General features: G+C 64.1%; 12 protein-coding genes. 7 read left to right on the top strand and 5 right to left on the bottom strand.

The genetic code is table 11. From position 1 onward, the window contains the following. Positions 1 to 41 precede the first annotated feature (41 nt). Both nrdR and P0Y59_20190 read left to right on the top strand, forming a co-directional pair. Positions 42 to 503 carry a transcriptional regulator NrdR gene (gene nrdR, locus P0Y59_20195; protein ID WEJ99231.1) on the top strand — a complete coding sequence of 154 codons (462 nt, stop codon included), beginning with the start codon at positions 42 to 44 and terminating at the stop codon, positions 501 to 503. A 124-nt stretch (positions 504 to 627) separates the two neighbouring features. Beyond that, positions 628 to 1,716, top strand: coding sequence for a TrmH family RNA methyltransferase (locus P0Y59_20190; GenBank protein ID WEJ99230.1), 1,089 nt, complete (start codon positions 628 to 630; stop codon positions 1,714 to 1,716). Between the two features lie 22 nt (positions 1,717 to 1,738). Here the strand turns inward: P0Y59_20190 and P0Y59_20185 are convergent, their stop codons facing one another. Continuing rightward, a complete protein-coding gene (locus P0Y59_20185) occupies positions 1,739 to 2,056 on the bottom strand; it encodes a chorismate mutase (protein WEJ99229.1) in 318 nt (105 codons plus the stop codon). A 196-nt stretch (positions 2,057 to 2,252) separates the two neighbouring features. Here P0Y59_20185 and P0Y59_20180 point away from each other — a divergent pair, with 196 nt between their 5' ends. Further along, positions 2,253 to 2,504 (top strand): hypothetical protein, encoded by a 252-nt coding sequence (locus tag P0Y59_20180; GenBank protein WEJ99228.1) that lies wholly within the window; start codon positions 2,253 to 2,255, stop codon positions 2,502 to 2,504. A 175-nt stretch (positions 2,505 to 2,679) separates the two neighbouring features. Further along, a complete protein-coding gene (rpsD, locus tag P0Y59_20175; protein WEJ99227.1) occupies positions 2,680 to 3,294 on the top strand; it encodes a 30S ribosomal protein S4 in 615 nt (204 codons plus the stop codon). Between the two features lie 63 nt (positions 3,295 to 3,357). Here rpsD and P0Y59_20170 read toward each other — a convergent pair whose 3' ends face one another. Beyond that, positions 3,358 to 5,331, bottom strand: coding sequence for a S9 family peptidase (locus tag P0Y59_20170; GenBank protein ID WEJ99226.1), 1,974 nt, complete (start codon positions 5,329 to 5,331; stop codon positions 3,358 to 3,360). Between the two features lie 162 nt (positions 5,332 to 5,493). Between P0Y59_20170 and P0Y59_20165 the strand changes: the two genes are divergently transcribed. From P0Y59_20165 to aguB, 3 genes are read left to right on the top strand one after another with little or no spacing between them, the layout of a single operon-like run. Further along, positions 5,494 to 7,122 (top strand): M28 family peptidase, encoded by a 1,629-nt coding sequence (locus P0Y59_20165; GenBank protein ID WEJ99225.1) that lies wholly within the window; start codon positions 5,494 to 5,496, stop codon positions 7,120 to 7,122. After that, complete coding sequence (locus tag P0Y59_20160) at positions 7,119 to 8,090, top strand: agmatine deiminase family protein (GenBank protein WEJ99224.1); 972 nt, start codon at positions 7,119 to 7,121, stop codon at positions 8,088 to 8,090. Before P0Y59_20165 ends, P0Y59_20160 begins: the two co-directional genes overlap by 4 nt. Before the next feature lie 42 nt (positions 8,091 to 8,132). Continuing rightward, entirely contained in the window at positions 8,133 to 8,981 is an 849-nt protein-coding gene (gene aguB, locus P0Y59_20155; protein WEJ99223.1) for an N-carbamoylputrescine amidase, read from the top strand. Between the two features lie 57 nt (positions 8,982 to 9,038). Here the strand turns inward: aguB and P0Y59_20150 are convergent, their stop codons facing one another. Genes P0Y59_20150 through P0Y59_20140 form a run of 3 tightly spaced genes read right to left on the bottom strand, consistent with a single transcriptional unit; the run spans position 9,039 to position 11,588 of the window. Beyond that, positions 9,039 to 9,611, bottom strand: coding sequence for a hypothetical protein (locus P0Y59_20150; protein WEJ99222.1), 573 nt, complete (start codon positions 9,609 to 9,611; stop codon positions 9,039 to 9,041). Positions 9,612 to 9,622: 11 nt separating this feature from the next. Beyond that, positions 9,623 to 10,147 carry a hypothetical protein gene (locus tag P0Y59_20145; GenBank protein ID WEJ99221.1) on the bottom strand — a complete coding sequence of 175 codons (525 nt, stop codon included), beginning with the start codon at positions 10,145 to 10,147 and terminating at the stop codon, positions 9,623 to 9,625. A gap of 25 nt (positions 10,148 to 10,172) precedes the next feature. Next, positions 10,173 to 11,588: a hypothetical protein gene (locus P0Y59_20140; GenBank protein WEJ99220.1), complete on the bottom strand. Its 1,416-nt coding sequence runs from the start codon at positions 11,586 to 11,588 to the stop codon at positions 10,173 to 10,175. Positions 11,589 to 11,972 lie beyond the last annotated feature (384 nt).

Below are 11,972 nucleotides of genomic sequence, written 5' to 3'. Positions count from 1 at the left end.
CGCGCCAGACACCACCTCGACACGAACGGGATATTGATCCGATGCGTTGCCCCTTTTGCGGCCATGAAGACAGCCAGGTAAAGGACAGCCGTCCGACCGATGACGGCGCCGCGATCCGCCGGCGCCGCCAGTGCGAGGGCTGCGCCGCGCGTTTCACCACCTTCGAGCGAATCCAGCTCCGCGAGCTCCATGTGATCAAGAGCGAGGACAAGCGCGAGCCGTTCGACCGCGAGAAGCTGCTCCGCTCGGTCTCGATCGCAGCGCGCAAGCGCCCGATCGACGCGGTGCGGATCGAGAAGCTCGTCTCCGGCATCCAGCGCCAGCTTGAGACTCAGGGCGAGAACGAAATCCCCTCGAAACGGATCGGCGAGATGGTGATGGAGGGGCTCAAGGGCCTCGATTCGGTCGCGTACATCCGCTTCGCCAGCGTCTACAAGGATTTCCGCGAGGCCAGGGACTTCGAGGAATTCGCCGGCAATGTGAACGAGGTGGCCAAGGGGTGAGGCTCCCCCACCATTCTTCCAGCCGTTGCCTTTCCTTTACGCTACTGCCATTCGCCCAACCCGTTGCCGTTCGTCCTGAGTAGCGGCTGAGCGAAGTCGAAGACGCGTATCGAAGGACAGGTTCTTGAGCTTCTACGCCTACATCCTCCGCTGCTCTGACGGCAGTTATTATGTTGGCCATACCGACGGCCTCGAACAGCGCATGGGCCAACATGATCGCGGCGAAGTCGCCGGCTACACGCAGAACCGGCGGCCCGTGACTCTCGAATGGTCGCAGGATTTCCCCTCGCGGATCGAAGCGCTCGAAGCCGAACGCCAGATCAAGGGCTGGACCCGCGCCAAGAAGGAAGCACTGGTCGCTGAAGACTGGGACACCATTCGCTCCCTGGCGCGCAAGTCCTTCGATACGGGTCTTCGACAGGCTCAGCCCCTACTCAGGACGAACGGTGAAGAGGAAACGCAGCCTCACTCCCAATCCTCCGCCCCGCCCCCGGTCATCGTCCTCGTCCGCCCGCAGCTCGGCGAGAATATCGGCAAGGCGGCGCGCGCCATGCTCAATTTCGGGCTGACCGAGATGCGTCTCGTCACCCCGCGCGACGGCTGGCCCAATCCTTCCGCCGGCCCGGCCGCGTCAGGCGCCGATATCGTGCTCGAACGGGCGCAGGTGTTCGACAGCGTTGCCGAGGCCGTGGCCGATTGCACCCAGGTCTATGCGACCACCGTGCGCAAGCGCGGCGTGACCAAGCCGGTCATCACCCCCGACGAGGCGGCGACCGCGATCCACGCGAGCGCGGGCCGAACCGCGATCCTGTTCGGTCCCGAGCGTTCGGGGCTCGAAACCGACGATGTCGCGCTGGCGCGCACCATCATCACCGTGCCGATCAATGCCGAGTTCGGTTCGCTGAACCTCGCCCAGGCAGTGATCCTCGTCGCTTACGAATGGTCGAAGCGAATCGCGCTCGCCTCCCCGCCGGAGACCGACCTGCCCGAGCCGGCACCGCAGGAGGAGCTCGAGGGAATGATCCTTCAGCTGGACGCGATGCTTGAGGATGCCAATTTCTTCTTCCCGCCCGACCGGACACCGGTCACGCGGCGGACATTGCGCACGCTCCTGACCAAGCCAGGCTGGTCGAGCCAGGAGGTACGGACCCTGCGTGGCGTGCTGTCGGCGCTGGCGGGCGCGAAACGGCCCAAGACCCCGCGCCAGCCCTGAGGCGCCGGCGCCGACGGCCCCCTTACGCCTGGTCGTCCCGCTGATCGAACGCCTTCATCTCATAGGCGATCGAGACCTCCACGAGCCGGTCCCACAAATCCGCGATCTCCGCGCCGGGCAGGCCGGCCGCCTCGGCCGCCGCACGGGCATTGGCGATCACCCTTGCCTTTCGCGCCTCATCGCGCACGGCGCCACGCTCGGTCTTGATGCGCGCGGCGGCATCCATATAGGCGAAGCGGCGGGCGAGCAGATCGACCAGGTCGCGATCGACCTGATCGACCCCCGCGCGCACCTCGATCATCGTCGTACAGTCGATGCCGGACAGGATCGTTTCAGTCATGCCGCCTGATAGCGCCGTCGAAACGCGTGTCCAGCACCGGCACGCCCGGCGATTGGAACCGTCGCGCCGAAAACAGCGGAACCGTTATTTAAACGCCGTTTTTTCAACTCTTGCGGCCATCAATGCGCGACGATACGTCCTGTCGCCATGCTGGCTGACGGCGACTGTCGACTCTTTCTTGAAACTGGGGATAATCATGCGGACCTTTGCCACCCTGGCCCTCACCTGCGTCATGCTCTCGTCGGTTCCGGCGCTTGCCAAGGGCGAAGAACCGGCCAATCCCGACAAGAAGATCTGCCGCCGGGACCAGGCGACCGGATCGAGGGTGCGCAGCAAGCCGCAATGCCACACCGCGGCGGAGTGGAAGGCAATCGACGACGCGAACCGCGATTCGTCGCGCTGGTATGCCGACCGGCGCGGGGGCAGCGCGTCAAGCGACCGCCAATAGAAGGTTGACCGCGGCGGCGCTTTCTGCAAGAGGCCGCCCCTTCGCAAAAGGCCCCGCACTCCGGTGAAGCGGCGGCCCTGCCTGATTTCCGAATCAACCGGGCAGAGCGATGACCGGATATCGATCGGCACCGCCAGGTGCAGGTCCTATTGTTGGCACTTGCAAAGGAATACACATGTCGAAGCGCTCCAGCGCCAAGTACAAGCTCGATCGCCGCATGGGCGAGAACATCTGGGGTCGTCCGAAGTCCCCGGTGAACAAGCGCGAATACGGTCCCGGCCAGCACGGCCAGCGCCGCAAGGGCAAGGTTTCCGATTTCGGCATCCAGCTCCGCGCCAAGCAGAAGCTCAAGGGCTATTATGGCGACGTGACCGAGAAGCAGTTCCGGGCATGCTATCATGAAGCCGCCCGCATGAAGGGCGACACCGGCCAGAACCTGATCGGCCTGCTCGAGCAGCGCCTGGACATGATCGTCTATCGCGCCAAGTTCGCGCCGACCGTGTTCGCCGCGCGCCAGCTCGTCAGCCATGGCCACATCAAGGTCAACGGCGTGAAGTGCAACATCGCGTCGCGCCGCGTCTTCCCGGGCATGGAGATCACGCTCGGCTCCAAAGCGCAGGAAATGGCGCTGGTGATGGAGGCGCAGAGCCTCGCCGAGCGCGACATTCCCGATTACGTCGCGCCGGACGGCAGCGCGAAGGTGACCTTCACCCGCGTGCCGACCCTGGACGAAGTGCCCTATCCGGTGAAGATGGAACCGAATCTGGTCGTCGAGTTCTACTCGCGCTGATCCACCGGTCTTCCGGCAAGAAACAAAGGGCGGTCCCGCGAGGGGCCGCCCTTTTTCTGTTGGTCAGAACTTCATCGATGCCCGAAGGAACTTGTCCATCTTGTCGAGCATCCCGGTGCGGACATTGCTGTCGTCGAGATAATGGTCGAGATTGTGGAACTCGACCAGTTCGACCGGCTTCCCCGCTTCCTTCAGGCGCGATGCCATCATCCGCGATTCGCGGATGCCGACATTCCGGTCGCGGTCGCCGTGGAACATCAGCACCGGCGCGGCGATTCGTTCGACATTCTGCGCTGGCGACCCTTCCCGCACATGGGGGCCGTGGCCGATAAAGGCGTCGACCCGGTAATAGTCCGAGAAACTCTGCGATTCGGACCGGAGAGTCTCCAGATCGGTGACCGGCGCCACCGCCACGATCGCCTTGAACAGCCTCGGATCGAGCACCGGGGATTGCAGAGCGGCATAGCCGCCATAGGACCAGCCGACGATCCCCAGTTTCGCCGGATCCGCGATGCCCTGCTTGATCAGCCAGCGCCCGCCATCGTTGACGTCGCCGACGGCGATCTTCCACGATTTGAAGCCGTTCTGCTTGAACCAGGCTGAACCATAGCCGGCCGATCCACGGAAATTCGGCTGAAGCACAGCATAGCCGCGATTGGCGAAATATTGCGACAGCCAGTCGAAACCCCATTCATCCCGGTCGCCCGGCCCGCCATGCGGCATCACGATCGCTGGCAGGTTCTTGCCGTCGCTGCCCGGCGGCAAGGTCAGATAACCGGGAATCTGAGTCCCGTCGGCGGCGGGGAAGCTGATCGGCTTCACCGTGGCCAGGGTCGTCCTGGCAAGCTGCGGCCTTTTCGGAAGAAGCTCCTCGAGTTTGCGCGTCTTCTTGTCGAACAGATAATAGCGGCCGGGATCGACATCGCTGCCGGCGAACAGGAGCAGCCTGCTCTCGTCAGCACTGGCATCGACGACCGACACGAGCGGCAGGCCGGGCAGCGCCTTGGACAGCGACGCCGAAAGCTTCTTCAGTTCCGGATCGAAGAATTCCACCTGGCGCCGCTCAGTCGCATAGCTTGCGCCGACGACACGCTGTTGCCGGCCGATGCGGATCAGGTCGTCGACATCCACATCGGGCCGCGCCAGCACCAGATTGCGCTGCAGCGTTCCATCGAGGGCGATCGAATAGAGCGCCATATGCCCCGCATTGTCATCGAAACCATAGACGATGTTGAGGTCGCGATCGACTGCATAGGGATCGAATCCATTCGCGGGACCGGACGAATCCTTAACCGAACCGAGCGGCGACCAGTCACGACCGCCCGGTTTGCGATACAGATAGTTGATCTTCGTCTGATCGTACCCGTCAGCCGTCTTGGGGCGCATGCCCATGATCCGCACTGTGCCATGACCGTCGGAAATATACTCAGCCGCGTCCACCCGCGGAGTCTCCACCATGGCCCGCTTCAGGCTGTTGGTATCGACTCGCTCGATACCGAGCCCGTCGTGCGAGTTGGCAATCCTGGTGCCCGTGCTTTCCTCCGGGACATATTTGCGCGTCATCAGCACGCTGCCATCGGCATTGTCGCTCAGCCAGTCGATGACGTTTCCGCCATTCTGCATGATGTCCAGCGCCCTTGATGAATCACGTGCGCTGAGCACCTTCAGATTCTTGCCGTCGGCATCGATGCCGATCATCCGCGTGAAGCCAAGCACGCCGATCCCGCTCGGCACGATCATGTAGATGCCGCAGACGAGACGCTTGCTGGTCGACCAGCGGCAATAGCTCAGCCGGTCGGGATCGCCCGACGAATTCAGGATGCCCACCGGCTGGGCCGTCGCCAGATTGACGATATAGAGCGAAGCGCCTCGCCCGGCAGTCGGCTGGATATAGGCGATGCTGTTGCCGTCGGGCGACAGGCTGATCTGCTGAACGCCCTCGCGCACGCCGAAACTGGCCGCAGCCTCATTCGCCACAGGCGCAGCCTGCGGCGCGGCAAGCGCGCCCGCGAGCGCGCCCAAAATCCAGAATGTCACGAGCCTTATCCCCCAAACTCACTATGCTATACTTCATAGTACCGGCGGATATGGCTGGAACAATCGAGCAATTCATCCGGATCGGTTGTATTTCCGGATCGCTTGCGCCCGCCCCGGCGCGCTGTCAGAAAGCGGCCCATCACGAAATCCCGAGGAGCCGTCATGCGCCCCCTTCTCCTTCTGTCCGCTGCCGTCATCCTCACCGCGGCTGCACCCGATTCACCCGAGATCCCGCTGCAGACCCTGAAGGACGTGACGAAGACGCTTTCGTCCGACGCGTTCGAGGGCCGTGCCCCGGCCACCCCCGCCGAGGACAAGACCACCGCCTATATCGTCGAGCGCTTCAAGGCGGCCGGGCTGAAGCCGGGCAACAAGGGCAAGTGGTTCCAGGACGTGCCGCTGGTCGAGATCACGGCGCAGAATGTCGGCCCGCTCGTCTTCACCGGCGGCAAGGCGCCGGTCAGCCTCGCCTATCGCACCGACGTCGTGATCGGGACTTATCAGGTGGTGCCAAAGGTCGTCCTCAAGGACAGTGAAGTCGTCTTCGTCGGATACGGCGTCAACGCGCCCGAGCGGGGCTGGAACGACTATGCCGGGGTCGATGTGAAGGGGAAGACGGTCGTTATCCTGATCAACGATCCCGACTGGCAGACCATGACGCTGGACGGCGATTTCGGCGGCCGCGCCATGACCTATTATGGCCGCTGGACCTATAAATTCGAGGAAGCCGCGCGACAGGGCGCAGCCGCGGCGATCATCGTCCACGATACCGAACCTGCCGCCTATGGCTGGGGCGTCGTCCAGTCGAGCTGGACCGGGCCGCAGCTCGAACAGGACACGCCGGGCAACCATATGGATCAGTCGAAGGCGATCGGCTGGATCCAGAAACCCGCCGCCGAAGCGCTGTTCACGAGCGCGGGCAAGGATTTCGCGACCCTCGCCGCGGCGGCGAAGGTCAAGGGCTTCAAGGCAGTGCCGCTGGGGCTGAAGGCCAATGGAAGCTGGACCAACACCATCCGCCGCCAGGCATCGAAGAACGTGGTCGGCGTGCTGCCAGGCACCGAACGGCCAGACGAGGTCGTGCTGTATTCGGCGCATTGGGATCATCTCGGCCGCTGCGACGCGGTCAATGGCGACGATATCTGCAACGGCGCGGTCGACAACGCGTCCGGCGTCGCCGCCCTGGTCGCCCTGGCCGAAGCCAACGTCAAGGCGGGTGCCGCGAAACGCTCCCAGGTGTTCCTCGCGGTCACTGCCGAGGAATCGGGGCTGCTCGGTTCCAAATTCTACGCCGAGAACCCGGTCTATCCGCTCAACAGGACCGTCGGCGGCGTCAACATGGACGCGCTGAAGATCTATCCCGAGGCGCGGGACTTCGTGATCGCTGGCGCCGGCAAATCAGAGCTCGAGGACATGGTCAAGCCGATGGTCGCGGCGCAGGGCCGGCACATCGCGCCCGAACCGTCGCCGGAGCGCGGCTATTATTATCGTTCCGACCATTTCAGCTTCGCCAAGCTCGGCGTGCCGATGCTCGACGGCAGCGCGGGCGAGGATCTGGTCGTCGGGGGGCCGGCCGCCGGCAAGGCAGCGTCGGACGACTACAACACCAATCGCTATCACAAGCCGCAGGACGAATATGATCCCAACTGGAACTGGGGCGCTGCGTTGCAGGACGTGAAGCTCTATTACACGATGGGCCGTACCCTTGCGGACGGCACTGCATGGCCCAACTGGTATCCGACCGCCGAATTCCGCGCGGTCCGCGACAAAAGCCGCGCGGAGGCAAAGTGAAACGCATTACCCCGCCCGCCGAATGGGCCCCGCACAAGGCGGTCTGGATCGGCTTTCCGAGCCATCCCGATCTGTGGGAGGAGGATCTCGACCCCGCTCGGGCTGAAGTCGCGGCGTTCGCGCGCGCGGTCCATGCCGGGGGCAAGGGCGAGCGCGTGCTGCTCGTCGCCGCCGACGAGGAAGCGGCCAGGGCCGCCAGGGCGCTGGCGGGCGACGCGGCGCAGGTCGTGGTCGAGCCGTTCGGTGATATCTGGCTCCGCGATACGGCGGCGATCGTCACCGGAGACGGCCATGCGCGGGATTTCCGGTTCAATGGCTGGGGCGGCAAATACGACCTGCCCGGCGACGACGATATCGGCCTGCGCCTCGCCGCGCGGCGGCACATCCAGACCGAGACGTGCGGCTGGATCCTCGAAGGCGGCGCGATCGACGGCGACGGCACCGGCCTGGTCGTCACGACCGAGCAATGCCTGCTCAATCCCAACCGCAACCCCGGCCTGTCGCGTGCCGATATCGAGGCGCGGCTGGCGGAGGATCTCGGCTATTCAGAGGTCATCTGGCTCGGCGACGGGCTGATGCACGATCATACCGACGGCCATGTCGACAATCTCGCGCGCTTCGTCGCGCCCGGAAAGCTCGCCATTCCCGAGCCCGACGACAATGACCCCAACTGGCTGGTCTATCAGAACGCAGCGCGCGACGCGGCGCGCCACGATGTCGAGATCGTGCGCATCCCCTCGCCCGGCCGCGTCCTGCGCGACGAGGAGATCATCCCCGCAAGCTACATGAACTTCTATATCGGCAATGCCACGGTGGTCGTGCCGCAATATGGCGCCGCCAATGATTCGGCGGCGGTCGCGGCGATCCAGGCCCTGTTCCCCGACCGGCACGTCGTCGGCCTCCATGCCGACGCGATCCTGACCGGCGGCGGCAGCTTCCACTGCATCAGCCAGCAGATTCCGGCCTGAACGGGGTGCCGTTTCCCCGCGAAAGCCGCTAAGGGGCAGCGCATGACCGAAATCACCGTCGCCGCGCTCCAGCTCGCCTTTTCGAGCGATATCGACGCGAACATCGCCCATGTTTCCGAGCTCGTCCGCGAGGCGGCGTCGAAGGGGGCGCAGGTGATCCTGCCGCCCGAGCTGTTCGAGGGCGAATATTTCTGCCGGGTCGAGGACGAAGGCCTGTTCGCCAACGCCAAGCCGGTCGGGCAGCACAAGGCGGTGCTCGCCATGCAAACCCTCGCCGCCGAACTCGGCGTCACCATCCCGACCAGCTTCTTCGAGGCTGACGGGCCGCACCATTACAACAGCCTGGCGATGATCGGCCCCGATGGCGGCCTGATGGGCGTCTATCGCAAGAGCCACATCCCGGATGGCCCGGGCTATGAGGAAAAATTCTATTTCCGCCCCGGCAACACCGGCTTCAAGGTCTGGCCGGGTCCGTCGGCGACGCTTGGCGTCGGGGTGTGCTGGGATCAATGGTATCCGGAGACCGCCCGCGCGATGATGCTGATGGGCGCCGAGATCCTGTTCTATCCGACCGCGATCGGCAGCGAGCCGCACGACGCCGATCTCGACACGAGCCGGCTATGGCGCCGGGCGATGGTCGGCCATGCCGTGTCCAACGTCGTGCCGGTGGTCGCCGCCAACCGGATCGGCACCGAGCATGGCCAGCATTTCTACGGCCACAGCTTCATCACCGACGAGCGCGGCGACCTGATCGCCGAGTTCGGCGCGGACGAAACCGGCGTGCTGGTCGCGACGCTCGATCTCGACCGGGTCAAGCGCCACCGCGCGGCCTTCGGCTTCTTCAGGGATCGGCGGCCCGACCTGTATGGAAGGCTGGCCGAGGATATCTGACGCCTCGGCGCGCCAGCGCCCGCTTGACCCCGTTCCTCCGCCGATCGGCGGAGAGCGTCACTTCGGCCGCGTGTCGCCCTTGGGCTTGGGCAGATCGGGCAGCCTCGGCTGGCCGACCGGCTTTGGCCTGGGGCACGGGGCATAGGAACAGGCCGGCGGCGTGGTTTCCGGCGGGCAGCAACGATGAATCTCGGCACGCAGCGCGGCAAGCCGCTCGCTTTCGAGCGCCGCCGCCGGGTTGGTGGTCTCGGCGATCGCCAGCAGCGCATCGAGATCGTTCCGCATCCCGGTCTGGAGCCCAGTCTGCACCGTTGCCTGGGTAAGGATTCCGCAGGTGTTCTGCGAGATATGCTCAAGGGCGCAGATCATCGTGTCCGCCTGTTCCGTCAGATGGAACATGAGCTTCACTTCCTCGACCTCGATCGCAGCGATCACCGAGAGGACGGCGACTGCCTGATCGAGCGCGGCGACGGTGGCGGCAAAACCCGATTTCACGTCGGTATCGAGCTTGTCGACCGATGCTTTCACCGCGTTGGTCGCGCTGGTTCCAGCGATGACGTTGGTGTTGATGCTTGCCAGCGCCGAATTGACGGTGACCAGCTGATTATAGACGTCGTTGATCGAAGCCATGTCGAACTCTCCTATTTGCGGCTTGTCGGCCGGGCAGGTTCCGCCTTCACCCGGGCGGAAAAGGTTTCGCTGCCGCTCAGGGCGCGGGCGCGATATTCGGTGCCGGTTTCATGCTCTTTCACCGCGGGCAGCGGGTCGGCGCTGTGCTGTACGCGGATGTCGACGGAATCGACCGGCCCGATGGGATCCTCGACCCAACCCACCCCATTGGCCGCGGGCTTGCGGATCACCGAAGGGATGAGGGCCTGCAATGTCGCCTTGCCGCCCGGCGCGACCTCGACCTGCTTTGGCGTGCGGGGATGGTCCGAAATCATGATGAGGCCGGGCGGCAGCGCCGGAGCCTTTTCTTCGAGATGGACCGTCAACACCCGGGTCGCCGCATCATAGGCATAATATCGGGGAGTGCTGTTCGCGTAGCGCCGGGTGGCGCTGGTGTTCTCGACCGCCACATCCAGGGCGATCGGCGCGCGCGAGCCCGCGGCCACGTCCGGAGCGGTTATCGCGATCTGGTTCACCTTCACATCGTTGCTTGCCATGATGACTGTCCGCCTTCTTCGCCGATCAGGAAATGAAACCGTGACGGCACAGCGCGTCGCGTTTTCCGGGCCATGCCGCCGCGAGACGCATGCCCAGCCGCTGCCGCGCATGCGGCGCAAAGGCGAGCAGATGCGCGAGCGCGCCGATCTCGTCGTCAGCCGGGTCGCGCACTGTCTCGATCCGGTCGATCGGAGCAGCGGCGAGCCAGGCGGCGACTTCCGCGATCAGGCCATCCTCCGCGCCCGTGCTATCCGCGGGGATGCGCCACATCGCCGCCAGCGGTTCAAGCAATGCCCAGCGCGCGAACGGCAGTCCCGCGAGGTGACGAAGCTCGGGCGCAAGGGCAAGCAATGCGGGATCGATCTCGCCCCGCGCCGCCCGTTCGAGCAGCGGTGCGAACAGCACCGCGCCGTCGGTGTCGCGGGCCCTGCCCGCCATGGTGAGCCATTTTCCCACGGCGGCGCGGTCAGCCGGATCGCGCGTCAACTGGTCGGCCAGGTTGAACCAGGCGAAGAGCGGGCTGACGACCAGGTCCCCCACCGCGCGCTGCGCCGCGTTCGCCGTCGCGATCCGCGCGGCGATGCCGATGCTGAAGCGAAAATATTCGTCATAGACCGCGCCGATCAGCGCTCCGGCGATTGCCGAGCGCACTGCCAGCCCGTCGCGAAGCGCGCGGAGCGCCAGGATCTCAGGCGCCTGGCCCGATCCGGCGGCGGCGGTGACGATGAAGCAGCCAGTGTCCTCGTCGGGCGCATCGCCATCAGCCAGCGGCGGGCCGGTGGGCGTCGCCCGCCCGCCGCACGCCTTGCCCCAGCCGATCCCGCCATTGTGGTTGCACACGTCGCGCTGGCACAGGCCGAGCTGAGTCCGCAGCACATTCTCATCGATTTCCGCCGCCGGTTCGTCCGACGTGTTGCCCGGACAGGCACTCTGCGGAAAAGGAATCTGGTTAAGCGCGTTGTGAAAGGCGTGGGACATTTCGTGGTAGAGGATCACGGCATTGGGTGTCTGAATGGCGTGACCGCCTACGTCATAGAGCGCGAGGCCCTGTCCGTTCGCCTGGCTGGTATCATAGGCGATATGGATGACGTTCGGGGTGACATTGGTGTCGACATAAGTGAGGCCGTTACCGGTGATATCCTCGCCGGAATAGGGATCGATCCCGCCGAACAGGCCGGTGATCACGATTGGGTCGGCCCAGTTCAGGCCGGTGGCGGTGGTGACCATCTGCGACAGGCGGCTGGCCGTGGCCATGCCCGTCGTCACCCCGCCGGCATAGGTTACCGGCGCGACCGGAATTGAGCTCACGCCGCCGAGGCCGCTGGCAACGGTGGTGTTTGTCCCCTGGCCGAGATTGCCGTCGTTCCACGATATCGTGAACAGATCCATCGTGACATTGCCGGTATCGGCGCCCGACGACTGATCGACAAATACACTCATATTCGCCACCCGCGCTGAAGATATCCATGATTCTTCCGCACCTGAAACAATATCAGGCACAGACCATGAAGTATCTGCTGGAGATACTATCTATCTTGCGACCGGAGAATATGTCGTTTCTATACAATAACCTATATTGCAGAAACGATCTGAAACTTAGATACAAATCGCATTTCTGATTCGCAAGCTTGAATATTGAGCCGATTCTCGTTGCAAATTGAATTTGCCAGCAAAATCAAAAAGATGTCTATCCACATTTCGATAAGAATGCGACGAAGCAGTGTTTCAAATGCTCAATCTCGACAATTTTTGAATTTTCTGTCGAAGAAGATCATCAATATCTCGATTCTTAAATTATACCCATATTGGATTAATGCCCCGTTA

Origin of the sequence: Candidatus Sphingomonas phytovorans (assembly GCA_029202385.1) — a bacterium.
In the GTDB taxonomy this organism is placed as follows: domain Bacteria; phylum Pseudomonadota; class Alphaproteobacteria; order Sphingomonadales; family Sphingomonadaceae; genus Sphingomonas; species Sphingomonas phytovorans.
Note: the sequence above shows the minus strand (reverse complement) of the source record. Positions and strands in the feature narration are given on the sequence as shown.

Bases quoted from the DNA above. Each gene is read 5' to 3' on its own strand.
- aguB (WEJ99223.1), top strand. From the start codon at position 8,133: ATGACCGAAATCACCGTCGCCGCGCTCCAGCTCGCCTTTTCGAGCGAT.
- P0Y59_20165 (WEJ99225.1), top strand. From the start codon at position 5,494: ATGCGCCCCCTTCTCCTTCTGTCCGCTGCCGTCATCCTCACCGCGGCT.
- P0Y59_20140 (WEJ99220.1), bottom strand. From the start codon at position 11,588: ATGAGTGTATTTGTCGATCAGTCGTCGGGCGCCGATACCGGCAATGTC.
- P0Y59_20145 (WEJ99221.1), bottom strand. From the start codon at position 10,147: ATGGCAAGCAACGATGTGAAGGTGAACCAGATCGCGATAACCGCTCCG.
- rpsD (WEJ99227.1), top strand. From the start codon at position 2,680: ATGTCGAAGCGCTCCAGCGCCAAGTACAAGCTCGATCGCCGCATGGGC.
- P0Y59_20150 (WEJ99222.1), bottom strand. From the start codon at position 9,611: ATGGCTTCGATCAACGACGTCTATAATCAGCTGGTCACCGTCAATTCG.
- P0Y59_20185 (WEJ99229.1), bottom strand. From the start codon at position 2,056: ATGACTGAAACGATCCTGTCCGGCATCGACTGTACGACGATGATCGAG.
- nrdR (WEJ99231.1), top strand. From the start codon at position 42: ATGCGTTGCCCCTTTTGCGGCCATGAAGACAGCCAGGTAAAGGACAGC.
- P0Y59_20180 (WEJ99228.1), top strand. From the start codon at position 2,253: ATGCGGACCTTTGCCACCCTGGCCCTCACCTGCGTCATGCTCTCGTCG.